Origin of the sequence: Fluviispira sanaruensis, from assembly GCF_004295685.1 — a bacterium.
Lineage (GTDB): Bacteria > Bdellovibrionota_B > Oligoflexia > Silvanigrellales > Silvanigrellaceae > Silvanigrella > Silvanigrella sanaruensis.
Genome location: NZ_AP019368.1, coordinates 2,501,244 through 2,526,637 on the forward strand (window position 1 = coordinate 2,501,244; position 25,394 = coordinate 2,526,637).

Consider the following 25,394-nt stretch of genomic DNA (forward strand, 5'->3'; position numbering starts at 1 on the left):
TAAAATAAGAAGTGTTCATGGTATCAATAAAATCAAGTATTCTAAAGTATTTTGCTCTCATACTAAGCGCCATTCTCGTTTCGATGGGATTTCCTGGTTATGTTTTTCCTTTGCTAGGAATTGGAGCATTCATTCCTTTTGCACTGATTCCACTCATCCTTGCAATAAAAACACTCCCACGAAAATACCCAGAGCACTCAAATTTAAAAAAACATTTTGCCCAAATCAGCCCAAGAAAACGTGCATTCAGCGCATTTTTTGCCATTTGGTTTTTTGGCTTTATATTACAGCTTATTGCATTTTTCTGGATTTCACAGCCCATAATTTATTTTAGCACTTTAAAGCCCTATTTTGCATACCCTCTTTATGCTGCCATTTCTTTATGCACTTCGCTTTATTTTCCATTTTTATTTTCACCACTCATTTTGCAAACATGGCTTGAGTCCAAATATAGTAATAAAAAACTACCAATTATTGCAATCGCAATGACGATGACACTTTTTGAAATCATTGCACCTAGATTCTTTAATTGGACTTTTGGCAGTCTCATGCACTCTGAAACACAAATAAATCAAATATCCAGCGTTTTCGGATTTAATATTATTTCATTTTTTATTTTTTATACAAGCCTTTCATTATCCGATGCTTTGCTCAAATTTTCTAAAAATAAAAGTTTACTTATCTCTATATCATGTATCAATTTAATACTCTGGGGCATTATTTTTACTTTTGGATATTTCCGCATAAATGCTATAAATGAATCTTTATTAAATGCAAAAACAACTCGAATAGCATTTGTTCAACCCAACTTTACGTTTAACTCTATCGCTTCAATTCCACTTCCCTCTTTAACATCGCAACAACAAAATTTAGCGAGACTCATCGAAATGAGCCGTGAAACAGTGCAAAAATCGATTGCAAAAGATGGAAAAAAACCCGACCTTATTATTTGGCCTGAGAGTGGGACTCATAGTTTCTTTACTTTAGATAATGCTGAAATTGCAGCAACCAAACAATTTTCAGCATCAGTTCAAGTACCAATTTTAGTGCAAGCTACAAAATGGGATAAAGAGGATCTTAAAAAAGTCGGTTATGAAAAAGCACGGGTTTGGTCTTCATCCTTTCTAATTCGCCCTGATGGCTCGAAGAGCAAAGATTTTGACAAATGGGTGCCCATGCCTTTTGGTGAGTCTGTTCCTTTTGAAAATTATTTTCCAAAAATCGGAATTTATTATAGAAATATATTCGAAAATGCGAGTAAAGTTGAAATTGGAACCAGTTACGATGCTTTAGCCTATACGGAAAAAGATTTCGTTGCACCACTCATTTGCTTTGACTCAATCGATCCAAATCTTCCTCGCCTCGAAACTTTAAAAGGTAAGGCTAGTCTTTTTGTTAATCAGGCCAATTTTGTTTGGATGGTAAAAAGCAATGCTGGACTAGAATTTAGTATACTCAATAAATTTCGCTCCATTGAAAACGCACGAAGTCTTGTGATGGTTTCTAACACGGGACCAACAATGGCATTCGATCCACTAGGTCGAGTCATCTTACAGCCAACTCCGCTTTTAACTCAAGAAACTGGATATGTTGATGTTCCTATTTCAAATGAAATCACAATATATACCCTCTTATCTAATTGGCCTCTTATTATATTAGGAATTTTATCACTTATTTGGCTATTTATTGCAGCAAACAAGAGCACATATGATAATTACTGATAAAAAAGAAAAAGGACTGTTGTCTGAAAGATTAAGGCCATCATTGGCAAAACAAAATTATTTATTGGGTTCTGCAAAAAAAATTTGGGAGCGAGATCTTAAGCAATGGCGTAATTCTCACAAATTCCATATTATCTTATGGGGGCCTCCTGGCTCAGGTAAGACAACTTTAGCTCGTATGCTTGGTGAAGATTCAGGTATTCATTTTGTGACCCTATCAGCTGTTCGCGATGGGGTTAAAGAGATTAAAAATGCGGTTGAAAAGAATCCAGGAGCACTTATTTTTATCGATGAAATTCATCGTCTTAGTAGAAATCAACAAGACATTCTCCTCCCTATCCTTGAATATTCTGAAGCTTGGATCATAGGAGCAACAACGGAATCCCCGACAACAGAACTTTCGCCACCTATTTTAAGTCGAGTGAGAAGTATTTATATTACTCCGTTGAACGAAGATGATATCACTCAAGGTTTATTGCATGGGTATGAGTTCTTAAAAAATAATGAAGAAGAATTTCAGAATAAATCTTTTGATGAATTTAAAATAAATAAACAGATTATTCCAAAAATTTCTCAAATGAGTGGAGGTGATTTGCGCTTTGCCTTAAATTTATTTGAAAATATTATTCATTGTAAAACTGAAGACGAAGAAAATGATGTATTTAAAAACTCATTAAAAGCATTTACAAATAAAAATCATTACGATTTTATAAGCGCTATGATTAAAAGTATGCGTGGAAGTGATCCCGACGCTGCACTATTTTATGCTATTACAGCCCTCGATAAAGGTGAAGATCCCATTTTTATAGCCAGACGCTGTGTCATTTTTGCTAGTGAAGATGTTGGCAATGCAGATCCACAGGCACTTTCTTTAGCAGTAAATGCATATAAAGCGATTGAATGCATTGGCATGCCCGAAGGCAGAATTCCTTTGGCTCAAGTTGTTACTTATTTAGCCAGCACGATGAAAAGTAACAAAGCTTATCTTGCAATCGAAAGAGTGAGAAACTGGCGTAAACAAGCAGAGGAAAATGGCTATTCATTACAGCCCCCAAATGAAATAACTATCAAAGGTAAAAGCCAATATAAATACCCACACAATTTCGAAAATTCTTTTGTTTATTTTGACTATTTACCAAAAGATATTTCTAAGATTAAACAGAAGGAAAGAGTAGCTGCGTATTTACCTTCCGATTATGGCACTGAATTACGTCTTAAAAATCGCCTGGCAGATCTATGGAAAAAGCCTAATAAAGTAGAAAATAATTAAGCTGCAGTTGTAGTTTTATTATTATTGCGATCAAAATCTGTAGCTTTTCCTCTTGGAACATAGCTGACAGTGTCAATATAACTAAGAACAAGTCTGACAAAATGCCTTCTTGCCCGAATCACACTACTGCCTCTAGAAATATCGAAATTAAGAAGAGCTTCTCTTGTTGATTTAGAATAAACAATCATGCGCAAATAGTCCGTATTCAAGTTGGTATCATATTCAATGACAACCGAGCCCATTTGCTCCCATGTGTAGGATATTTTCTTAACCCCATAAAAAACATGAATTCCAGCGAGACCTACCAATATTTTCTTTACACCTTTAAAATTCAGAGTTAATAAAACTATCCAAGGTAACAATACCAACGTAACAAAGGAAAGAGCAAGTCCAAGTGAAGATCCAGGGCTATCAAAATATGTAGGGCTTGTGATTAAAAATAAGAAACAACCCATTAAACCAAATAACGAAACAAGCATTTGCAAGGGTGAAAATTGAAAATACCATCTGCCCTCAGGAGTCAGACGGCTATAGATGAGAGACTCACGCTCTTCTTCCATCCGTCTATCTAAATCTTCAAAGGGTTCATCTTCCGTAGCCAATTTTCCCAAGGAATGCAAGATAGCCAAGGACTCATCAAACCGCCCCCAGGAATCAAGAATAAAGGATTTCATTCTCAACGCTTCCATGTTCCTAGGAGATAGACCAAGAAGATTTTCAATAATCTCCATAGCTCCTCCTGAATCACCTTGCTCCAATAGATTTCGTGCATCTTTTAAATGTTTCATAAAAAGAAAATCGGAATCTATTCATGAGAACTTAAAAATAAAAACTGACAAAAAAAAACAGATGAGACGTTCTCACCTGCTTTCAAAAAATATAACCAATTGATACAAAAGGGATAATTTTTAGTTTTGTGCAACAACCCAAATATTGAATTGAGCAGAAACTTCTGGATGAAGCTTAACGGAACCTTTATAAACACCTACTAGCTTGATTTCATCGATAATTGTAATCATCCGACGATCAATTTCATGGCCAGCAGCACGGAACGCATCTGCAAGTTCTTGAGTTGTAACTGTTCCAAAGATTTTATCTTCTTCACCAACTGGTTTTTGAATCGTTAAGGAAAGAGCACTGATAGTTGCTGCAAGTTCAGTTGCTGCAGCAAGTTCTTTTTGCTTCTTCATTTCAGCTTGACGGCGTTGGTGCTCAAGCAATTTTTTATTTCTTTCATCCGCTAAAACAGCAAGTTCGCGTGGAAAAAGAAAATTTCTAGCATATCCTGACTTTACTTTAACAAGGTCACCAATATGACCTAAGTTTGGTACATTTGCTTGCAAAAGTACGAGCATAATAATAACCCTCTTGTATATTAAAAACCAAATTCATTTAGAAAAACACAGAAAGAACTTAAGATTTAAGCTTTCTTCCGCGCCAATCATACACATAATCAAACAATCCAACAGCACCAAATACTGCTAGAATTGCATAAGGTCCAAAAAATATTTTTGAACTCAGAATAAAAAACACAGACACTAAAATGAGAATCAACAGAGTTGATAGTCTTTTGTAGACTGTAAACATCCCCTGCAATGCTACAATAGTCAAAATGACAAATGATAAAGCACTGAGGACTGCGAGCACAGGAGCAAAGCTTCCTTGCCCTAAGGATGCTATGATAGAATCAAGGTTTCCATACCAAAATGCTATAGTTCCAATAAAGGCGACAGCAAAAAGAGCAAGAGGCAGCGGTAAAGAAAAACTTCTTAGATCCCATGCGCTTTTGCCCTCATATTGAAAGGCATATCCTTGCCATAAAATTGTGTTTTTTGGCTTCAAGGGTTTCCAAAGTGCTGTTAGAAACGAGGTTTTTTGCCCATTTGTTTCCATACGTACACTTTGCGAAGAATGATGATTGATATAAATTGGTGTTTCCAGTCTATTTGCTCTAACCATTGGCATAGAAAAAAGGACAGAAACGATTTGAGAAGAAAAAGAAGATGGGTTTCTGCGGATATAATTCACCACAGAGCGCAATCTTTCTATTTGCTCATAACCAAAATCAACAAAAACAACATTAGCAAAGGAAGTCAACAATCCGATTAAGAATGTGGATGCCATTGCTCCATAAACAAAATAAGCTATTCTTTGCCAAGAGTTATATTCAATAAATTTTTTCACTTCTGGCATAGAAATGATTTGAGCAATTTGTTCTGAGAGTTGATCGTATTTTGCACTCAGTTGAGTCTCACCAGCAGTTGGTTTTCTACCAGCGATCTCTGCTTGCAGTTGCTCTTTCTTTTGTTCGATACTCAATTGTAATTCGCTTTTTATTTCTCCATTTTGTTCTATCAGCTTGACAGGTGTAAAACAAATGCAGCTAAAAAACAAAACTGCTGGGAGAAATAAAACAGAGGCTGCATACAGCCAATGTTTTCTTTTTTCACGAAAATAAATCGCTGACATGAAAAAAGGAATAGCGAGAATCACTAAAAACCCCATAGCCATTATATTTAAATTTGAAAATAAATAACCAAAGAGAAAAAAAGAACCTGCAACAGCTGCCATTAAGAAAAGAGCTATTCTTTTGCCTAACATGGCTGCTACCTGCGCAACATTAAAGAGAGCAAGAGGAATCAGCATAACGATAAAGCTAATAGCTACAAAGATCCCAGAAAAAAACAAAGCCGGCGTAATTTTTTTTGCTGGAGCATTGTTGTTTTGACTTGAACTCGACCCTTGCGGGTTGCTAAACTTTTGCGCCATGAAAACCTCTAATTTCAGCTTAAAAAGCCTTGAAAACGAAAAATATCTCGCAATAATTATTCGTCGTCACGGCCTCTACGAGCACCTAATGATTCAGATTCAGCTTTTTCGCGAGCCGCTTCTGCTGCTCTTTGGGCAGCTGCTTCTGCTTGTTGTTGAAGTTCTAAACGACGATTTTCAACATTTACATTGTCTGCAAGTTTGATAACCATTGAACGAAGAACATTTTCTTCGAGTTTTAAAACACGTTCAAGCTCGTGGATATTTGCTTGATTGGTCGCTACATCATAAACGAAGTAGTTTCCACGATTTTGCTTATTGATAGGATAAGCAAGGCGGCGTACACCCCAAGTGTCTTTTTTGACAACTTGTCCACCGTCAGTTCCAATGATAGTCTCCCATTTAGAAACCATCTTGGATAGTTCAGCTTCAGGCAAATCAGCCTTGGCAATAATCATTGCTTCATATTCACGCATAGAATTCTCCTTATGGATCGCGCAACTAAAACTTGAGCCCCAGACATGAGGAGCAAGGAGTTTGGTCGAAGTATCTCCCCTACCTTTATTTCTTACTTTTTTCAAGTCTATTTTGAATAGGACATTCTGTTTTGGAATTATTTCAACTTGTTTTTATTTTAGCAACCCGCATGTAGAAGCAAGTGTTCGCGAAGAAACACCGTATCTATCTGAAGATATTCGTGTTTTTTTGGATTCTAATCAGCCAACGAAGTTGCTCCGTTCCAGACCCACTGAAAGTATAATTAATTTAAAAGTTGCGCCATGATTTTTTCTCTTGAATAAATTTTATTTAATATATCAATAACTTAAAGAAAAAATCCGCTGTGCACTTGAACAAAACAAAGCCACACTCTTGCTCCCTTAGAAGCGAGTTATTCACCACTCTTCATGCAAATCCGTATTCAGCGACTGCTCCAAGAGTCTAACATCAAAAAATCGACCTTGGCTTTTTGGCAGCTGAATGACTATTGCATACTTATTTCACCTCCTCTTAGTGAACACAACTTTGCTATGATTACATATATGAATTATAAAGATTTTATATCTCGAACATTACCTTTCATTTTTTCTTTTCCACGAATTGACTTTTATTTTGTTACTTTTTATAGTTTAGGCAGTTTCTATTAATTCAAAAAAGATGAAAATATTTCAGAATAAAAACAACCAAATCTGAATTTATCAAAAGGCTTGTAAAAGAAAGATAATATTATAAAAAAATAATAAGATCAGATGTATTGGTATTGATATTTGCCTTCATTTAAAATGATATAATACTCTTTACATCATTTAACTTCGCAAAAATAATAAATTGTATACTATATTATTTAAATAGATTTAATATTTATATAGAGGATAAAATGTTAAAAAATATTGAATACAAAAGGAAAAGCCTCACTGAAGTTTTAATATTTTATAATAAAATATAATAGAAAGATTTATAAAAGAAAATCCGAGCCTGAGCTTTAAAGAGGGCGAAGATATTTTTACTGAAACATTAAAATGGCTTTGACTCTGCAATGAATCATTTTTAGATTAGGATATAGATTTTAATCTATTTATTTATGAAGATTCAATTATAATAGAAGAAATGAGGCATAATTTTATATTATTTACTAAAAATTATTATTCTTTTTGTGAGGAATATTTTGGCAGATACATTCATCATGCCCCTGTCATAGGTAATGGGGACAGTAAGCCCGATATAGAGACAAAACTTTCTGAATTATATAGTTATATCTACGATAAATTAGGAGAAGAAACGTTAAACCATTGGTTTAGAGAAGTCCCCAAAAAATATTTTAATAAAGTATAATTAAACACAGAATTAATCTTAATATTTAATTATACTTTAATTTTAATGACCTTCGCCTGAATGACGATGAATATTTGGGAGAGAACTGAGTACAGATGCGTCTTTGGTATTTTCTTCTTTCTTCGAAACTTGTTTTGCACCCACTTGTTTCTTTATTTCATCTCTATTTAATAAATAATCTTTGGTGTAAACCCACTTTTGTTCAGGTAAACCCGCCATAGAATATTCTGGCCCAAGACGAATTGCGTCTACAGGGCAAGCTTCTTCGCAAAAGCCACAAAAAACACAGCGTAAAATATCAATTTCAAAACGCACTGGATATTTTTCAATACCATTGTCTTTTGCTTGTCCCGCAACAATATTTATACATTGCGCAGGACAATTGGTTGCACATAAAAAACAAGCCGTGCAACGGACTTGTCCATCAGGTCTTTTTGTTAAAAAGTGCGCGCCTTTAAAACGTTCAGAGTATTTGTATTCGACTTCTGGCCATTGAATAGTGACGGACTCTTCCAATTTAAAAAGCTGTTTTGCAAAAACGGAAATTGTCTGCCCAAGACCTAGCAAAGTTGTAGACAAATAACCATTTTTTAGGCTTTTTTCTGGGTCTTTTGAAACGTTAATATATCCCATTGTCAATGCCTCACGCTTTCATTTCTGCAAAAATATCTTCAATTCCCTTCATAGCAGGGAAAACAAGTGGATTCGCTTTTAGCTTTTGCGGAATGCCCTTAAAGTTGACAAAGGTTCCATTCTTTTCTGCAAAAACTTTTGTCGGAATCGTAAGTGAAAACTTTTTAGCGATTGGATTTAAGGTTGTACCAAAATAAACAACATTGGTCATTTCAGCAAAACGTGAAACTTCTGTTGCAAATTGTGAATACGCTTTTTCGATTTCTGGTCCAAAAACGATGACCAATTCTGCATTCGCTGAAGCAAGTGGAGAAAAATCCCCACTTAAAGGAATTGCTTGCGCTGATTTTTTTTCAAGAGTTTGTGCAAGACCTTTTGAATTCGCATTGCGATCGCCACGCATTAATATTCCATCAAAATCATCAAATTTTTCCTTACTGTCACGCCACACAAAAATATTCGGCAGACCACCTAATATTGAATTGAGAGAAGATAATATATTTTCATACTCTTCATTTGTGTATTGTGGAGTTAATACCAATGCCACTTTAGCAGCATTACCCTTAACTTTCTCAAGCTTTTGTTTTAATTCTTTACTCAATAAATTCCAAGATAAATGTTTACCCTGCATGATAGGTGCTGCAAGACGATTGGTGGCATTTAAATGTTCATACATTGTTCTGCCTTCATCACACATCCAATGGCCATTTACTTCCAAATTTTTTCTTGGTTTTAAGCGGTAATATTGTCTCTGGTTTTTATGCTCATATAAAGTAACGTTACAGCCAGTTGAGCAGCCAGGACAAATTGTTTTTGTTTCATTAAGAAACCAAACACGACATTTAAAGCGAAAATCTTTTGCTGTAAATGCGCCCACTGGACAGATATCAACAATATTATAGCTATAATTGTGTTGAACTTTTCTATTTGGAAATGTGCCAATCACAGAGTGATCACCGCGGTTGAATATTCCGAGAGAACTTGTTTTGGTAACTTCATCTTCAAAGCGCACACAGCGTGAACACAAAATACAACGTTCTGTATCAAGGACAAGATTGTCACCGACATCGAGAGCTTTGGGTTTAAGCACTTTATCTTCGTCCATTTGCGAAGAATAACGCCCCACTTTCATATAATAATTTTGTAATTCACACTCACCCGCTTGATCACAGATAGGGCAGTCGAGTGGGTGATTGATAAGATGGAATTCAAGAGCCCATTTATGTGCATCTTTGACTTCATCGCTCACTGTGATGACTTTCATGCCTTCCGTACAAGCGGTATTGCAAGCAATCTGCAGCTTGGGCATGCCTTCAATTTTTACCATACAAAAGCGACAAACCCCCGCCACAGATAGGCCTGGATGCCAACAAAATCTTGGAATTTCAACTCCTAAAATTTCTGTAGCTTCAATGATTGAAGTCCCTTTTGGTACAGTGACTTCTTTGCCATCAATTGTTAGCGTAACAGTTTCTGACATTTTTTTTACCCTTTAAGATATGGTTCGAATTCATGTGCAAATTTAGTAACAATGGCGCGAGCAGGATCGGCAGCAGCGTCGGAAAGAACACAAATTGTTTTCCCACGCATGTTATTTGCAATTGAATACATTCGATCCATATCCGTCTTTGTCCCTTTGCCTTTTAAAATATGCTTTGAAATTTTATATAGCCAACCCGTTCCTTCACGACAAGGCGTGCATTGTCCACAGGATTCATGCGCATAAAAATCCATTAAATTTTCAAGAACAGACACCATGCTGACATCTTCAGGTATGACAATGATAGCTCCGGAACCAAGCATGGACCCTGCTCCTGCAATCGCTTCATAATCAAGAGTTAGGTTTTCACATTCTTTTGCTGTCAAGGCAGGAGCGGAAGACCCCCCCGGAATAATAGCTTTTAGCTTTTTCCCACCAATAAGTCCGCCACAGTCTTCGTTGATAAAGCGCATAAGTGGGTAGCCTAACGGAAGTTCATAACAACCAGGTTTTGCAATAGGTCCACTGACATTAAATAATTTTGTTCCAGGTGATTTTTCTGTACCAAATTTCTTATAAGCTTCAGGTCCGTTGTTAATAATCCATGGAACCACAGCTAAGGATTCAACGTTGTTCACAACAGTGGGTTTGCCAAGATAGCCTTTGATTGCTGGAAACGGTGGCTTTAATTTTGGTTGGCCTTTTTTTCCTTCTAAGGAAGAGATAAGTCCTGTTTCTTCTCCACAAATATAGGCTCCTGCACCTGAGTAAACATCCATATGGTGGGTAAAACCCGAACCCATGATGTTTTCGCCTAAGTAGCCTGCCGCATAAGCTTCTTTAATAGCTTCTTGGCACCAGCGAATTTCGTTGTGGAATTCCCCTCGAATATAGATATAACTTTTCTTTGCACCAATTGCATAAGATGCAATTATTTTTCCTTCAACGAGGGAATGAGGAGTGACTTCAGAGATATAGCAATCCTTATATGTGCCAGGCTCACCTTCATCGAAGTTTGTAATCAGATATTTTTCCCCTGGTCCTTTTGGCACAAAACTCCATTTCAGACCTGTTGGAAATCCTGCTCCACCACGACCTCTTAAACCCGATGCTTTCACAGTGTTAATAACATCTTCTGAGCTCATTCCACCTTTGAGAACTTTCTCCAAAGCTTTATAGCCATTGCTTTTTTCAATATATGTTTTGATATTTCTTGAGTCAGGATACCCTTCAAGACCAAGCAAAATACGAAACTCATCAGGTTTACGCCCTTGATATTCGTTCTTAATAACTGGCATGGAGTCTCCTTATTTTTGCGCTTTTGCAGCTAAATTAGTAGCACAAAGAACTGCCGCTTTTGGCAATTCTTTTGCACTGTATTCTTTTAAAAGTTGCAAAGCTTTCTCAGGTGTAACGTTATTATGGCGATCTTTATTTATGAGAGTAGAGGGTGCATATCCGCATTGCCCTAAGCACTCGACTCCATGAATTTCAAATGGAAGTGGACGTCCTTCTTTTTCTGCTTTTTCTATTTCATGGCGCAAAGTTTTAATTGTGTCGTTCGCTCCCATCAGCCAGCAAGAAATACTCTTACAGACTTCAAAGCGGTAAGGCTTAGGAGGAGTCTGCCTGTACATCGTATAGAAAGTCAGCACTTCTCTGACGTCGACAGCTGAAAGGCCAAAGTTCTTTTCAAGAGCATCGATATCTTCATCGGATATCCAGTCTTTTTCATCTTGAATCGCATGCAGAATAGGTAAAATACTCGAACGTTTTGTCTCGTAGCGAGTTAGAAAACCTTCAATGGTTTTAGTAAGTTCTGGTGAAAAAATTGGCATATAGAGTGCCCCTTATCTATCGAGTTCGCCTGCAATGATATTGATACTTCCTAAAGCAGCAACAGCATCGGCGAGGAAATTTCCGCGCACCATTTCTGGAAAACCACTTAACAGCGCAAAGCAAGGTGGACGGCATTTCACTCGATAAGGAGTTCCTGAGCCATCAGAAATGACATAAAATCCAAGCTCACCATTGGCTGCTTCACTGCGGTGATAAACTTCACCTATAGGCGGTTGAACACCTTTTATAATCAGCATAAAGTGATTCATGAGCCCTTCGATATTTCCGTAAACATCCTTCTTCGTTGGAAGAACTATATTTTTATCGGGAACATTGATGGGTCCTCCAGGCATATTTGCAAGACACCAGCGGAGAATTTTTATACTTTGACGCACTTCTTCCATTCGTACGAGGTAACGATCATAGGTATCCCCATGCACGCCAACGGGTACATCGAATTTGACTTGATCATAAAACCAATAAGGCTCTTCTTTTCTAATATCGTATTCATAGCCTGTTGCACGCAAACACGGTCCTGTATAACCATACTGAACAGCGAGATCTTTCGGTAAAATACCTGATCCTTTTGTGCGTTGCACAAATATACGATTTGTCGTAACAAGACTTTCAATTTCAGCGTGACGTTTTTCAATTTTATCGATAACACGGCTGCACTCTTCAAGCCAACCTTCTGGAACTTCAAAACCCATTCCACCGATACGCATTAAAGAAACAGTTAATCTTGCACCACATAATTTTTCAAATAATGCATAAATTAATTCACGTTCTTCAAATAAATAAAAGAAACCTGTGATCGCGCCTAAGTCAACAAGATTTGCACCGACACAGACATAGTGATCCATAATGCGTGAAAGTTCATCGATAATCATGCGCATCATTTGTGCACGTTCTGGTACTTTAATTCCGATTAATTTTTCAACAGTTTCACAAAATGCACTGTTATTCATAGGTGCCGAACAATAATTCAAGCGATCTGTATATGGAATAATTTGATTATAATTATGATTTTCGCACATTTTTTCAAAACAACGGTGCAAATATCCAATTTCAACATCCATTTCTCTAATACGTTCACCGCCGTCAATAACGGACATAAAACGTAAAGTACCATGCGTTGCGGGATGGGCTGGCCCAATATTGATCCACATAAGATCTTCATGATTGTATTTTTTCATAAGACGTTCACGGTCTTTTTCAAAAATATTTTCGAGTCCTTCACCACGCATTGCTTGATTGTGATCTGCTGCGTAATCTTTGCGCAGTGGGTGACCTTTAAATTCATTATGAGTTAAAATACGGCGTAAATCAGGATGTCCTGCAAATTCAATTCCGTACATATCCCATGCTTCACGCTCAAACCAATCTGCGGTTTTCCAAACTCTCATGATAGATGGAATAGATTCTTTTTCACCTACTTCACATTTTACTCTCAAACGTCTGTTAGATTTAGGACATAATAAATGATAAACGACATCAAATCGTTTCTCACGTTCTGGCCAATCGACACCACAGAGATCCATCATAAATTCAAATTTATGTTTGTCACGAAGACAAAGCATGACTTCAACAATTTTATCTTTCGCAATAGATAAAGTTTGTTCGTGCTCCATATGTGCACGTTCTTCAAACTTAAATTCATTTGCCGAAACGATATTCTTCACATCTTCAATAATCGTAGCGTAAAAAGCATCCATCGCGGATATATCCTCCCCTGACGTGCTACATTTTCGGTGCCATAAGAATGCATCCCGAACAAGATGTCAACTTGCAAAACCCAGAATGTGAAATGCCTTGCTCAAATATAAAGATCAAATGACAAATCGGTTTCTGCAATATACAAATAAATTCTCTAAATGAGAAAGAAGGCGATCCTTATGACCCAATTTTTAAGCATACATCAAAAAAATCCTGAAAAAAGACATATAAAAACTGCAACCGAAATTCTTGACAGCGGAGGAATTATACTTGCTCCGAGTGAAACAGGTTATTGTTTTATCGGCGATGCATCGCGTGAATCAACTCACACTCGATTTCTGCAACTCCGTCCTGGACATCCTAAAAATAAACCATTTAGTTTGTTGTGTAGAAACATTTCACAAGTCAGTCAAATGGCTAATTTAAGCACACAAATTTTTCGGATTGCCACCCGTGTCTGGCCTGGCCCCTATACCTTTATCTTACAGTGTAATAAAAATACTCCAAAAATTGCAGCTGGTCCCAAACGTAAAACTGTCGGAATTCGCATATCGAATCATCCTGTGCTCATAAATATTCTTGAGGAATTTAAAAATCCTCTCCTCGTTACAAGCGTTACTGATGAAGATGAACTGATTGCCCAAGATTATTTTTCCGAAGAAAATCAGCATGACTCATGGTGGATTAATGTAACAGAAATATGCAATCAAATTACGCATGGAAAAGTGGATCTTGCTCTCGAAAATGATGAAGTTGTTCCTATTCATGTGTCTGCTGTCATCGATTTTTCCGGAAATGAACCCTTGGTTGTGCGTGAGGGTGGATGGGATCTTGAAATATTGGGTATTGGCTAAAGTATTTTCTAAATTCATTTCAGAGTCAAATTAATCGCACTTTATTGAGAACTATTCTCAATAAAGTTTTCTCTTCTCTATCTTCTCTAGTTACTGTTCGATTTTTAAAATGTGACTTTAAAATATAATAATAAATCAATTACTTTCCTGAGTCAGCTCAAGAGGCATTGCAACATCTGAAAACATATTCGGAAAAGTGATCGCATTTTGCGATAAAATGCATTAATTTAAAATACCTTTTACAATAAGGAAATTATAAATGTCTTTTAAAACAGCAATTCAAAACAATATATATCATTTTCAAAATCTAAAAGAACTTTTAGCGAAAGCATCTCCTGAGCGATCAGGAGACGTTCTTGCAGGGATCAGTGCAAAAAATGCGGTCGAAAGAGTTGCAGCAAAAATAACTCTCGCAGCAGTTCCGTTAAAATGTTTTTTACAAGAAGAGTTCGTCCCCTATGAAACCGATGAAATAACAAGACTTATTATTGATACACATGATAAAGAAGCTTTTAAATATATTTCACACTTAACTGTAGGAGAGTTCCGAAATTGGCTGCTTTCTTATGAAGTCGACACCGAAACTCTTAATAAAGTTTCTGCGGGAATCACCCCCGAAATGGCATCAGCCGTTTCCAAGTTAATGCGCAATCAAGATCTCATCCATGTCGCACGCAAATGTAATGTCGTCACACGTTTCAGAAATACCTTAGGACTCAAAGGACATCTCTCAGTAAGGTTACAACCCAACCATCCAACCGATGATCCCGAAGGGATTGCTGCATCACTGCTTGATGGTCTTTTTTATGGCAGTGGCGATGCTGTGATTGGAATAAATCCTGCGAGTGATAATATTTCAACTCTTTCCAATTTAAATACTATGCTTGCAGAAATAATAAATCGCTATGAAATTCCAACACAGTCTTGTATTTTAACCCACGTAACAAATACAATTAAAATGATCGAAAAAAATATTCCCATCGATCTTGTTTTTCAATCTATTGCAGGAACCGAAAAAGCAAATCAGCATTTTGGGGTTAATTTAAATATTATTAAAGAAGCGCAAGAAGCTGCACATTCATTGAATAGAGGATCGTTAGGTAACAATGTTATGTATTTTGAAACAGGGCAAGGCAGCGCCCTTTCAGCCAATGCACATTTTAATATGGATCAACAAACCTGCGAAGTGCGATCCTATGCTGTAGCTCGCCATTTCTCCCCATTATTGATTAATACCGTTGTTGGTTTTATTGGACCAGAATATTTATATGATGGAAAACAAATTATTCGTGCTGGACTTGAAGATCATTTTTGCGGAAAAATTCTCGGTCTGCCTATCGGGTGTGATATCTGCTACACCAATCACGCTGAAGCCTGCCAAGATGATATGGATGTGTTGTTAACTTTACTCGGAAATGCTGGTGTTACTTTTATTATGGGCGTTCCCGGTGCAGATGACATCATGCTGAATTATCAGAGCACTTCCTTTCACGATGCTCTTTATATACGAGATCTACTCGGTTTAAAAAGAGCACCTGAATTTGATGCCTGGCTCAATAAAATGGGTTTACAAAATGCTAAACAGCATATGATCAATCCAACCCAAGATCATCCACTTTTACTTGAAAATTTTATATAAAGAGAAAAAGATGAATAATATAAGCAAAAAAGACGTTTGGCATTATTTAAAAAAGCACACCGACGCAAGAATCGCTCAAGGTCGAACAGGAAATAGTTTACCCACAAATGCCTTACTCGATTTTAATTTATCCCACGCACTCGCACGCGATGCTATCTATGAAAATTTTCAAGTCGAAACTTTACAAAAGAAATTAGAAAATTTAAAATTAAACGCTCAAATTGTTCATAGCAAAGCAAAAGACAAAGCAACTTATTTGTTAAATCCAAACTTTGGTCGAGAACTTTGTGAAGAAAGTAAAATAAAAATTCATACATTAAACGAGAATGAAAAAGATATCTGTATTATTATTTCTGATGGATTATCCGCCACAGCGGCGAACAGTCATTCTCTTTCAGTCATTCAAGCAATACAAAATGAATTTCTCAATACAGCCTATACATTTTCTAATATTGTTTTAGTTCGGCAAGGGCGTGTTGCCATAAGCGATGAAATCGGCGAATTGATGAAATGTCGCTTTTCCGTTTTACTGATAGGTGAAAGACCTGGTTTATCCTCCCCCGACAGTTTGGGTATTTATTTAACCTATAATCCAAGAGTCGGACGTACGGATGCAGAGCGCAATTGTATATCAAATATCAGACCGCAAGGCTTATCTTATAAGGAAGCTGCATACAAACTTAAGTGGCTGATACTTGAAGCTGACAAAATAAAAGCAACTGGTGTTCTTTTAAAGGATGAGAGCTCAGGGAGGAAAGAAATCTCCGAGTAAAATGAAATTTAAGAATAAATGTCCCGAAGAAAAGATTTTTTTAACCTGGAAATGCCTGGAAAAAAGAAATCAAAGTATGAAAATGCCATTTTAAAGTAATTTACGAAGCGTAATTTCAATTTTACACCAGGTATGACACCAGGTTTTGTTTCGTTAGTGGGTATGTTTCCTTGCAATGGTATTGTTTTTTCATATACCGCTTCAAACTTTCCGCAAAAAAAAGGGTTCCATCCTTTTTTCCTCGATGAAATATTTAAAATTTTAAAATCCGATCCATCGGTAATCGCACATATTAAAAAGCATAAATCACAAATAAAGATCCCACAATTTTGCCAAAGTGAGGCAACAGTTCCTAAGACAGGATTTCCAAAATTTTAAAAATGTATATAAGCTTATAAATTATTCAAATATTTGCCAGTATTATTTGTCTTAGAAAAACGCCTATAATAAAATCAGAATGCTTACCACGGAATTTTAAATAGGCGCATGCGTTTTTTGCTAAAAGTAAACACTCTCTTAATTATAAAGGTGAGTTATGCTAAAAATCCTATACTCTGCACTGTGTCTTTATTTATTTTATATAAATTTAGTTTCATTTGCATTTTCAGCAAAATTTTCTAAAGAAACAAATGACTCCATTCGTTGGGCGAGCGAAACATATCAAATCCCAACTATATGGCTCAGTGTTTCCATGGCTGGACAAGATGATTATTATAATTATGTTACAGGTGGATATAGCAAAGGTGATGATAAAAAATTAAGTGAAGATGCCCTTTTTAAAATTGGCGGATTAACAAAAACATTCACTGCAGAATTAATTTTAAATTTAATAAACGAAAAGAAAATAAAGTATGCTGATAAACTCGATAAATGGTTTCCAGAATATCCGGTTTGGAAAAAGATAACGATTCGCGATCTTCTTTATAATACGAGTGGTATCCTTGATTATACAAAATCCTTTCGGTGGGTAGATAAATTAATTAAAAACCCTACAAAAATCTGGAAAAATAAAGAACTTTTAGATATTCCCTATGACGGCTCAGTTGCATTTCCTGCAGGAACACAACTGGATAACAGCAATACAAATTATTTATTACTCGGCCTCATTGCTGAAAAAGTAACTAATCAAAGTCTCTCAGATCTATATAATTCAATCTTCGCAAAAAATAATTTAAAAAAGACTCACTATAGTGCAGATGATATTCCCGCAAACATTATAAACAATTTAGTACATGGATATTCCCGAGAACAAGTCGATGTTGTTAAGCTAAATTCATCGTGGGCACAAGGTATGGGAGGAATTTATTCAAATCCTAATGATCTTGTTGTTTGGTTCGAAAATTTAATGCGAAATAAGATTGATATTTTTAATAAAGGTCAAATGCCTCCCGATCCAAAATTGCCCAAAGCTCCTCCATTTCAAAGTCCATTTCTCGAGCTTGTCACCTTGACTCCCTTAAAAAACTTTTCATTCACTGGTTTTACGCCTGCAGTGTATTCCATGACAACAAGCAATGGCATCTTGTGGCTCAGCGCAGGGTATTTTCCTGGCTACTTATCATTCGCAGGGATGTTTCCATGCAGTGGTGTTGTTTTTGCATATTCCACATCAAAACTACCCAAAAAAGTGAAGTTTCAAGAAGTCATGCTTCAGAAATTTCTAAAATCTTTAGAAGATGATGAAATAATAAATGATAAAATGAATAAATATAAGTCCACACAGAACTTGCCTAAGTTTTGTAAAAGTGAAGACAAATATCCTAACTTATTATTTCCAGATGAAATCAAAGGATTATACTAACTCAAAACAAAAAACTCCCTGCGATATCTTTTCTTCCACAAGAAAGTGCGGCATTCAGAGCCATTTTATTCTTATAATAAATATTTCCAGATAAAAATAAATGATCTTTTAAATCCCTTCTTTTATCAATTTCTCTTGCGAATAAAATATAGATATATTTACCAAGATTCGTTCCTCTATAGTCGTGGTCCAAAATAATTTCGACAACGGAAATAGCTTTAGATCCAAATAATGTGTCTTTTTTTCCTGCAATAATGCCAACCCAATCACCCATAAATTGGACATCATATAAAAGGCCATGAGAAAAACATTCTTTTATTTTTTCTTCACTTTCAGCCCGCGGCCAATTCTTGCTAGGATCATTCAGATCTTCTATACTTTTTGTATAAATATTTGTATAATTTTTATACCAATTTAAATTTTGCGATATATTTAAACAGAGAGATGAGATCATTTTGCCTTGATTCTGTTCAATGATATTATGAATATTACCAACAACTATGCGTTCATTTTGGAGAATTTTTAGACTTTCTATTTCAGCAGAAGGAACACTTGTATCCAAAATAATTTCTATATGCTTGGGATTAAATTTAGCATATGCATTTAAAGCTGATTCCTTTAATTTATTTAAAAATTTTTCATTTAACTTTAGCCTACTCACAAGAAATACTTTGACAAAAGCATTATTTAAATCTCCTCTTCTAAAAAAGACTCCACAAATGGCTTTTGCATCTTCAGAAGGATAAATTAACTTATAAAGATAGTCATCTGGCGTAGTTCCAGCTAAAAAATTTTCGCTTCTTATTTTCTCTGCTCTTTCATAATCATATATTTTATTTAAAATAGACTTCACATAGCTCTTGGAATCAAAATTAAAAACTTCATTGAAACTATATTTTAGAAATTCGTTTTCAAACTCAATCTTCAAACTTTCAATATGCACACCATATTTAACATCATAATGTTCTGTTTGCTGATTTATCATAAATATTTCCTCAATTGTATTATTTCAATTCTTATTATTTATAAATAAAGTTAGAGTGACAATCAAGGTCTAAATTAAATAATGTTTTTAATTATGAAATGCTTTGAAATTTTTCAATTTTACAATTTACTTCATTTATTTTATATTTTCTTCAATTCAAGCACGAGCGCATTTAATATTTTCTCAAAGTGCTCTGCTTTTGCTATAAGAGGTGGAGTTAATGAAAGAACATCTGCACGCGGCCCTTCAGGTAGTATTAGATAACCCGCTTCAAGCAATCGCTCCATTAACGGAACAGAGAAACCTTCATTTTGCTTATAAAACCAGATACCACGCATAAATCCTTTGCCACGAATTTCAAACGGAAATTTTTTCATTAAATTATTTTCATTCATTGCATGTATAAATTTAGCAAAAACATCATCAATTTTTATTAATTCCTTTTGAAAAAGAGGAAGATTTTTTTGTATCACTGTCACAGTTTCATAAGCAACAGCGCAAGCTATAGGATTGCCCAAAAATGTTTGGGTCTGACGCGCTTCGCCTTTTGACTTACCCCAAACATCGAGCACTTCGCCGATACACGCACTGATGGGCAGACCTCCTCCCATTGCTTTCCCAACGCAGAGAAGATCAGGAATCACATTGTAATGCTCATACGCAAACATTTTTCCTGTTCTGCCAAAACCAGTGTAGATTTCGTCGAAAACAAGTAGGGTGCCATATTTTGCACAAAGATCTTTGCACTGCTTCACAAACTCACTGGAAAATCCTCGTTTACCACCACGCCCTTGAATGGGCTCCATGACCAAAGCCGCATATTCTTTTTTCTTAAGTTGTTCTTCTAATAACTGTAAAACTTTATCAGGATTTTCGAGTTTATGCTCTTGTTGTAAAAAGTCATCTGTTAAATTATCAAAAGAAATATCACCTTTGAAGTAAGGAAAAGGTAATATAAAAGTTTTACCGGAAATCCACGACTCAAAACCCTGAGTAAAGTCTGTGCGATCATTTAACACAAGAGGAGCAAATTGGAGTCCATGATAGCCTCCTGAAAAACTTAAAAAGCGACTTCTCCCTGTGACAAGCATCGATGTCTTCATAGCTGATTCTATTGCGTCTCCACCGCTCTGCCCTAAAAGGGATTTCGCATTTGCATAAGGTGACAAATCAGCTAACAGTTCTAACAATTTTATTTTGGGGAGAGTGGGATGCACATCTCCCATCCCATGTAATAAAGATGCGGCTTGTTTGCGCATAGCATGAATTGAAGTTTTTGGCCGATGGCCTAAGGCAAGAACTGCAAAACATGCTGTAAAATCGAGATAGCGATTGTCATCCACATCACGCACCCACATTCCACTTCCACGCTTCATCACAATTGGAAAACGTTCTGCAAAAAAAGTTGTGTCAGGACATTCCACTTTTTGAAGGCGAGATAAAAGTTTATCTGTCTGTTTTCTCGGATGCATTTTCATCATTCTTATTCCAATTATTTAAATTTTCATCAAAAAATTTGAGCAATTGCTCTTCACTCTCAAGAAAGATCTGCTTTCTTATTGCGAGACTTGTCTCCTCTTGCTCTCTGTTGAATACATCATTCGACAAAAAAGTCTCAATAGATTGATAAAATATTTTAATAATTTGTGGAGTAGCAGAATCTTCTTTGCCAACAAAATATATTTTTAGTGTGTCATCGATATTTAATAAACATTGCTTATCCATATAGGCAAGGAGAAATGTTCTGATCAATATACAGTTAAAAAAAACATCTCCCGTTTCGCCGTATTTTTTAAATTTATATTGAGCAAAATCATATTTAAATTTATCAATGGTGCAAATGAGCTCGCGAGGAGTAAAATATTCCAACCATGCTGGCCGATAAAAAGGAGTTTTAAACTCATCATTCAAAAGAAATAAAGACCTCAAATATTCAATCATAATCATTTCATTCAATTGCCATGAAGGATTAAATTCAATCATTTTTCCTTCCAGTTTTTCACATTTTTGCAAGAGATGAAAACGCATACTATCTAAACTACAGTCTAAATTCATATAATTTAACAGAACAATATAAGTCGTTTTTAAATTCCACAGATTGCTCAAGAGAGCCCACTTGTCATTTTCCTTTAATGAACTGCAGTCAAGATCCTCAATAATCATGACTTTATGTTTGTTTAAATAACTTATATTTCTTTTTTCAAGAATTTGATAAGCTAAGCTCATAATTGGTAAACCTTTTAGAGCCATCCTTTTACTAAAAAAACTTATGTATTCTGAGCATGCATAAGTTATATTAAATTTATTCACAGCAAAAATGTAAAACAATAAAATGCTCAAAGAAATGAATTCAAAATCGTAATATTCAATAATATTTGAAACTATAAAAATAAAAAAAATCAGACTAAAAATAATAATTAATGATTTCAAATATCCGGAAAGATGAAGATATGCTTCATTTAATCTTGATATACCTATGAAATTTTTCGTTTTAAAATAATATTCTTTATTCTGACTCTTTTTATAATTTTCAATAAAGTGAGATTTCCCACATCCAGAAGGGCCAATTAAAAAAATTAATTTCTCTCTATTTGTTAGATAAAAATCAAGTTTATTCTTGTTCTTTATATAACTTTCAAAATAACTTTGAGAGCTTTTGCTTTTCATCAAGGGAGGATCTTTTAAAACAAGTCTTAAGAAGTTCTCGCGACATTCATGCATATTATGATCATCACTTGACATAGAAACCTCTTTTTAAAATTCACATTGCTCTGCGAAATTGCCCTCCAACAGCATAAAGTGCCTGGGTGATTTCTCCAAGTGATGCGTAACGAGTTGTGTGCAGGAGTTCCTCAAAAACATTTTCACCCGCAAGAACTTTTGTCTGCAAACGTCCCAGCGCAACTTCTAAGGCATTTTTATTTTCATGTTTAAAGCTTTGCAATCTATTCAACTGTTCATCTTTTTCTTCATATGAAGCACGCGAAAGTTGAATTTCTAGTGGAATATAATTACTTTCAGAATTATTTTTTAAATATGTATTGACTCCAATGATAGGCAACTTACCAGTATGCTTAAGAGTTTCATAATATAAACTTTCTTCTTGAATTTTTCCTCTTTGATACTGCGTTTCCATTGCTCCAAGAACTCCACCGCGGGCTGATATGCGCTCAAACTCAAGTAAAACAGCTTCTTCCACAGCATTTGTGAGTGCCTCAATAAAGTAACTACCTTGTTGTGGGTTTTCATTTTTAAGCATACCAAATTCACGCGCCAATATGAGCTGAATAGCCATACTGCGCCGCACGCTTTCTTCCGTTGGAGTAGTAATCGCTTCATCGTAGGCATTGGTATGCAAGGAATTGCAATTATCAGACATAGCAAGCAGTGCTTGTAAAGTTGTGCGTATGTCATTAAAGTCCATTTCCTGCGCATGCAATGAACGCCCACTTGTTTGAATATGATATTTTAATTTTTGTGATCTCTCGTTTGCTTTATATTTATCACGCATTGCTATAGCCCAAATTCTGCGTGCAACTCGCCCAATAACCGAGTATTCAGGATCCATCCCGTTACTAAAAAAGAATGCAAGATTGGGAGCGAAGTCATCGATATGCATGCCACGACTTAAATAATATTCAACATAGGTGAAGCCATTTGCTAGAGTGAATGCCAACTGAGTGATTGGATTTGCCCCTGCTTCCGCAATATGGTAACCCGAAATACTCACAGAATAATAATTTTTTACTTTTTCTTGGACAAAGTACTCTTGAATATCTCCCATCATTTTTAAGGCAAAATCAATGGAAAATATACAGGTATTTTGTGCTTGGTCTTCTTTTAAAATATCTGCTTGTACAGTACCTCGCACAGTTTCGAGAGTAAATTTTCTAACAGCAATTATTTCATCCTCTGTTAATTTATGTCCTTTTTTCTTTTCTGCCAATTCTAATTGTTGATCGATGGCTGTATTAAAAAAATAAGCTAGAATAATGGGAGCAGGTCCGTTGATTGTCATACTCACGCTTGTATTCGGATCACATAAATCGAATCCTTTGTACAAGAGTTTCATATCCTCAAGGGTAGCTATACTAACCCCACTTTCACCTACTTTCCCATAAATATCTGGTCTTTTTGTAGGCTCATCGCCATACAAAGTCACACTGTCAAAAGCAGTTGAAAGCCTTTTCGCACTGTCATTTTTGGTTAAAAAATGAAAACGATTATTTGTTCTTGCCGGTCCACCTTCTCCCGCAAATTGTCTTTTCGGATCTTCATCTGCGCGCTTAAAAGGAAATACTCCTGCAGTGTATGGGAATGCCCCAGGTACGTTTTCATTGCGTAAATATTTAATTATTTCACCGAAACTTTCGCATTGCGGTAAATATATTTTTTTTATTTTTAAACCGGATAAAGAAATAGTATTTGTATCTACAGAATATTGTTTGCCTCTTACTTCATATTTAAAAGAATCACCCAAATAATTCGCTTTTAAATCTTCAAAATTCTGCAAGTCATTTTTTAAATTCTTAGGAAAATGTTCCCATGATTTTTTTATTTCCTTGTCAATGTTTTGATGAAAAATCTGATCTTTTATTAATTTCTTAGCTCTTTCTAAGGAAAATATATCCGTTGCTATTTTTGCCAGATCGACCGTTTCTTTATGATAAGCACGGATGGCACTTGCAATTTCACTTAAATAGTTTGTCCTATTTTGCGCAATGATTGGTGAAACATTTGATGATTTTCGCGCAGTTTTTAGATCGAGTCTTGGTTGCCAAGAAACCTGTTTCGCCCTCTCTTCCATAATTTTTAATAACTCTCGATAAAGTGCATTGACCCCATCGTCATTAAACTTAGAAGCAATTGTGCCAAAAACAGGATAGCTCTCTTCTCTAATATTTTTATTGCCTGCATAACGACTGCGGCGAATGGTGGTTTTTACATCGCGAAAAGCATCTTCTGAACCCCTCCGATCAAATTTATTGATCGCAATGAGATCAGCAAAATCTAACATATCTATTTTTTCAAGCTGGGTCGCTGCGCCAAATTCACTTGTCATTACATAAAGTGACAAGTCAGACACGTCGAGAATTCCTGTGTCACCTTGCCCAATCCCACTTGTTTCAACAATAATAAGATCAAAACCTGCACTACGCGCTAAACAAATTGCTTCTCGTGTAATTGAAGATAATTCACTTTTACTTCCACGCGTTGCAAAACTATGCATAAAAATATTTGAATGATTGATTGCATTCATCCGAATGCGATCCCCTAACAGGGCTCCGCCTGTTTTGCGTTTAGACGGATCCACACTAAAAATACAGATTTTTCTTTCAGGAAATTCCAAAATTAAGCGTCGGATGAGCTCATCTGTCAAACTACTTTTGCCTGCTCCGCCCGTTCCCGTCACCCCTAAAACAAGTGGAGGTGTTTTGTTGTTACTTTCTTCTTTTTTTCTTTTTCCGTTCTCAATTTGCGCTAAAATTTTTGATGGCAATCCGTGTAAATTATTTTCAATGACACTCAGAGCGCGCGCTAAGCGCAAATGATCACCCGCTGCAATATCACGATTTTCCATTTCTTCAGGCCAGCTCTCGAGTGAATAATCTGATTTTTCAAGCATATCGCAGATCATTCCCTCAAGTCCCATTTTTAAACCATCATCGGGTGAATAGATGCGCGTGATGCCGAATTTCTGCAATTCTTCAATTTCTTTTGCGATGATAACCCCACCACCACCACCAAAAATTTTCATATCGGGACGCCCCATTTTATCGAGCATCTCCCTCATATATTTAAAATATTCGACGTGACCACCTTGATAGGAGCTGACTGAAATCGAGTGCACATCTTCTTCAATTGCTGCATTGACCACTTCGCTAACACTGCGATTGTGGCCAAGATGAATCACTTCTGCTCCACCTTGTTGCAAAAGTCTGCGAATGATATTGATACTGGCATCATGTCCATCAAACAGAGCAGTCGCAGTCACAAATCTAACTTTGTTCTTAAGACGATAGCTAAAGCTTGTTTCCATCGCTTTTAATCCTCTATGATAACGCGATATCGAATCGCTGCCTTG

At 35.8% G+C, this 25,394-nt stretch carries 20 protein-coding genes; 7 read left to right on the forward strand and 13 right to left on the reverse strand.

What is annotated here, in order from left to right; all coding sequences use genetic code 11:
* Positions 1–17: 17 nt before the first annotated feature.
* Both lnt and EZS29_RS10515 read left to right on the forward strand, forming a co-directional pair.
* Positions 18–1,721: an apolipoprotein N-acyltransferase gene (gene lnt / locus EZS29_RS10510; protein ID WP_130610091.1), complete on the forward strand. Its 1,704-nt coding sequence runs from the start codon at positions 18–20 to the stop codon at positions 1,719–1,721.
* Complete coding sequence (locus EZS29_RS10515) at positions 1,708–2,991, forward strand: AAA family ATPase (RefSeq protein ID WP_130610094.1); 1,284 nt, start codon at positions 1,708–1,710, stop codon at positions 2,989–2,991. The genes lnt and EZS29_RS10515 overlap by 14 nt, the downstream gene beginning before the upstream one ends.
* On the opposite strand, the gene EZS29_RS10520 is transcribed toward EZS29_RS10515, so the two are convergent.
* The 4 genes from EZS29_RS10520 to rpsF all read right to left on the reverse strand — a co-directional run bounded on the left by EZS29_RS10520 (position 2,988) and on the right by rpsF (position 6,236).
* Positions 2,988–3,722, reverse strand: coding sequence for a hypothetical protein (locus tag EZS29_RS10520; RefSeq protein WP_130610097.1), 735 nt, complete (start codon positions 3,720–3,722; stop codon positions 2,988–2,990). The genes EZS29_RS10515 and EZS29_RS10520 overlap by 4 nt on opposite strands.
* A gap of 177 nt (positions 3,723–3,899) precedes the next feature.
* Complete coding sequence (gene rplI / locus EZS29_RS10525) at positions 3,900–4,346, reverse strand: 50S ribosomal protein L9 (protein WP_130610100.1); 447 nt, start codon at positions 4,344–4,346, stop codon at positions 3,900–3,902.
* Positions 4,347–4,404: 58 nt separating this feature from the next.
* The gene (locus EZS29_RS10530) at positions 4,405–5,760 is read right to left on the reverse strand and encodes a hypothetical protein (RefSeq protein WP_130610103.1); all 1,356 of its coding nucleotides are present in this window, start codon (positions 5,758–5,760) and stop codon (positions 4,405–4,407) included.
* 56 nt (positions 5,761–5,816) lie between these two features.
* Positions 5,817–6,236, reverse strand: coding sequence for a 30S ribosomal protein S6 (gene rpsF / locus EZS29_RS10535; protein WP_130610106.1), 420 nt, complete (start codon positions 6,234–6,236; stop codon positions 5,817–5,819).
* A 61-nt stretch (positions 6,237–6,297) separates the two neighbouring features.
* Between rpsF and EZS29_RS10540 the strand changes: the two genes are divergently transcribed.
* Positions 6,298–6,543: a hypothetical protein gene (locus EZS29_RS10540; RefSeq protein WP_130610109.1), complete on the forward strand. Its 246-nt coding sequence runs from the start codon at positions 6,298–6,300 to the stop codon at positions 6,541–6,543.
* Between the two features lie 1,089 nt (positions 6,544–7,632).
* Here the strand turns inward: EZS29_RS10540 and EZS29_RS10545 are convergent.
* The 5 genes from EZS29_RS10545 to nuoD are packed head-to-tail and all read right to left on the reverse strand — an operon-like array spanning position 7,633 to position 13,257.
* Positions 7,633–8,223 carry a NuoI/complex I 23 kDa subunit family protein gene (locus tag EZS29_RS10545; RefSeq protein WP_130610112.1) on the reverse strand — a complete coding sequence of 197 codons (591 nt, stop codon included), beginning with the start codon at positions 8,221–8,223 and terminating at the stop codon, positions 7,633–7,635.
* 10 nt (positions 8,224–8,233) lie between these two features.
* Positions 8,234–9,703: an NADH-quinone oxidoreductase subunit G gene (locus EZS29_RS10550; protein ID WP_130610115.1), complete on the reverse strand. Its 1,470-nt coding sequence runs from the start codon at positions 9,701–9,703 to the stop codon at positions 8,234–8,236.
* 5 nt (positions 9,704–9,708) lie between these two features.
* On the reverse strand, positions 9,709–11,001 hold the full coding sequence (gene nuoF, locus EZS29_RS10555) for an NADH-quinone oxidoreductase subunit NuoF (protein WP_130610120.1): 1,293 nt from the start codon (positions 10,999–11,001) through the stop codon (positions 9,709–9,711).
* A 9-nt stretch (positions 11,002–11,010) separates the two neighbouring features.
* A complete protein-coding gene (locus EZS29_RS10560) occupies positions 11,011–11,541 on the reverse strand; it encodes an NADH-quinone oxidoreductase subunit NuoE family protein (RefSeq protein WP_130610123.1) in 531 nt (176 codons plus the stop codon).
* Between the two features lie 12 nt (positions 11,542–11,553).
* Positions 11,554–13,257, reverse strand: coding sequence for an NADH dehydrogenase (quinone) subunit D (gene nuoD / locus EZS29_RS10565; protein WP_130610126.1), 1,704 nt, complete (start codon positions 13,255–13,257; stop codon positions 11,554–11,556).
* 180 nt (positions 13,258–13,437) lie between these two features.
* Between nuoD and EZS29_RS10570 the strand changes: the two genes are divergently transcribed.
* The 4 genes from EZS29_RS10570 to EZS29_RS10585 all read left to right on the forward strand — a co-directional run bounded on the left by EZS29_RS10570 (position 13,438) and on the right by EZS29_RS10585 (position 18,324).
* A complete protein-coding gene (locus EZS29_RS10570) occupies positions 13,438–14,112 on the forward strand; it encodes an L-threonylcarbamoyladenylate synthase (RefSeq protein ID WP_172603895.1) in 675 nt (224 codons plus the stop codon).
* A 259-nt stretch (positions 14,113–14,371) separates the two neighbouring features.
* Positions 14,372–15,751, forward strand: a complete 1,380-nt coding sequence (locus EZS29_RS10575) for an ethanolamine ammonia-lyase subunit EutB (RefSeq protein ID WP_130610133.1) — start codon at positions 14,372–14,374, stop codon at positions 15,749–15,751.
* Positions 15,752–15,761: 10 nt separating this feature from the next.
* The gene (eutC, locus tag EZS29_RS10580; RefSeq protein WP_130610136.1) at positions 15,762–16,523 is read left to right on the forward strand and encodes an ethanolamine ammonia-lyase subunit EutC; all 762 of its coding nucleotides are present in this window, start codon (positions 15,762–15,764) and stop codon (positions 16,521–16,523) included.
* A gap of 535 nt (positions 16,524–17,058) precedes the next feature.
* Positions 17,059–18,324, forward strand: a complete 1,266-nt coding sequence (locus EZS29_RS10585) for a serine hydrolase domain-containing protein (protein WP_130610139.1) — start codon at positions 17,059–17,061, stop codon at positions 18,322–18,324.
* 1 nt (position 18,325) lies between these two features.
* On the opposite strand, the gene EZS29_RS10590 is transcribed toward EZS29_RS10585, so the two are convergent.
* The 4 genes from EZS29_RS10590 to icmF form a co-directional block, all read right to left on the reverse strand.
* Positions 18,326–19,309, reverse strand: a complete 984-nt coding sequence (locus EZS29_RS10590; protein WP_130610142.1) for a hypothetical protein — start codon at positions 19,307–19,309, stop codon at positions 18,326–18,328.
* A 140-nt stretch (positions 19,310–19,449) separates the two neighbouring features.
* Positions 19,450–20,790 (reverse strand): class-III pyridoxal-phosphate-dependent aminotransferase, encoded by a 1,341-nt coding sequence (locus tag EZS29_RS10595; protein ID WP_130610145.1) that lies wholly within the window; start codon positions 20,788–20,790, stop codon positions 19,450–19,452.
* Positions 20,756–22,051 carry a hypothetical protein gene (locus EZS29_RS10600; protein WP_130610148.1) on the reverse strand — a complete coding sequence of 432 codons (1,296 nt, stop codon included), beginning with the start codon at positions 22,049–22,051 and terminating at the stop codon, positions 20,756–20,758. Before EZS29_RS10600 ends, EZS29_RS10595 begins: the two co-directional genes overlap by 35 nt.
* 19 nt (positions 22,052–22,070) lie before the next feature.
* A complete protein-coding gene (icmF, locus tag EZS29_RS10605) occupies positions 22,071–25,349 on the reverse strand; it encodes a fused isobutyryl-CoA mutase/GTPase IcmF (RefSeq protein WP_130610151.1) in 3,279 nt (1,092 codons plus the stop codon).
* Between the last annotated feature and the right edge of the window lie 45 nt (positions 25,350–25,394).

Excerpts from the sequence above, each read along its gene's own strand:
- eutC (WP_130610136.1), top strand. The coding sequence starts at position 15,762 with ATGAATAATATAAGCAAAAAAGACGTTTGGCATTATTTAAAAAAGCAC.
- EZS29_RS10595 (WP_130610145.1), bottom strand. The coding sequence starts at position 20,790 with ATGATGAAAATGCATCCGAGAAAACAGACAGATAAACTTTTATCTCGC.
- lnt (WP_130610091.1), top strand. The coding sequence starts at position 18 with ATGGTATCAATAAAATCAAGTATTCTAAAGTATTTTGCTCTCATACTA.
- EZS29_RS10545 (WP_130610112.1), bottom strand. The coding sequence starts at position 8,223 with ATGGGATATATTAACGTTTCAAAAGACCCAGAAAAAAGCCTAAAAAAT.
- nuoF (WP_130610120.1), bottom strand. The coding sequence starts at position 11,001 with ATGCCAGTTATTAAGAACGAATATCAAGGGCGTAAACCTGATGAGTTT.
- EZS29_RS10520 (WP_130610097.1), bottom strand. The coding sequence starts at position 3,722 with ATGGAGATTATTGAAAATCTTCTTGGTCTATCTCCTAGGAACATGGAA.
- EZS29_RS10550 (WP_130610115.1), bottom strand. The coding sequence starts at position 9,703 with ATGTCAGAAACTGTTACGCTAACAATTGATGGCAAAGAAGTCACTGTA.
- EZS29_RS10575 (WP_130610133.1), top strand. The coding sequence starts at position 14,372 with ATGTCTTTTAAAACAGCAATTCAAAACAATATATATCATTTTCAAAAT.
- icmF (WP_130610151.1), bottom strand. The coding sequence starts at position 25,349 with ATGGAAACAAGCTTTAGCTATCGTCTTAAGAACAAAGTTAGATTTGTG.
- rplI (WP_130610100.1), bottom strand. The coding sequence starts at position 4,346 with ATGCTCGTACTTTTGCAAGCAAATGTACCAAACTTAGGTCATATTGGT.
- EZS29_RS10585 (WP_130610139.1), top strand. The coding sequence starts at position 17,059 with ATGCTAAAAATCCTATACTCTGCACTGTGTCTTTATTTATTTTATATA.
- nuoD (WP_130610126.1), bottom strand. The coding sequence starts at position 13,257 with ATGGATGCTTTTTACGCTACGATTATTGAAGATGTGAAGAATATCGTT.
- EZS29_RS10530 (WP_130610103.1), bottom strand. The coding sequence starts at position 5,760 with ATGGCGCAAAAGTTTAGCAACCCGCAAGGGTCGAGTTCAAGTCAAAAC.
- EZS29_RS10600 (WP_130610148.1), bottom strand. The coding sequence starts at position 22,051 with ATGTCAAGTGATGATCATAATATGCATGAATGTCGCGAGAACTTCTTA.
- EZS29_RS10570 (WP_172603895.1), top strand. The coding sequence starts at position 13,438 with ATGACCCAATTTTTAAGCATACATCAAAAAAATCCTGAAAAAAGACAT.
- rpsF (WP_130610106.1), bottom strand. The coding sequence starts at position 6,236 with ATGCGTGAATATGAAGCAATGATTATTGCCAAGGCTGATTTGCCTGAA.
- EZS29_RS10515 (WP_130610094.1), top strand. The coding sequence starts at position 1,708 with ATGATAATTACTGATAAAAAAGAAAAAGGACTGTTGTCTGAAAGATTA.
- EZS29_RS10560 (WP_130610123.1), bottom strand. The coding sequence starts at position 11,541 with ATGCCAATTTTTTCACCAGAACTTACTAAAACCATTGAAGGTTTTCTA.
- EZS29_RS10590 (WP_130610142.1), bottom strand. The coding sequence starts at position 19,309 with ATGATAAATCAGCAAACAGAACATTATGATGTTAAATATGGTGTGCAT.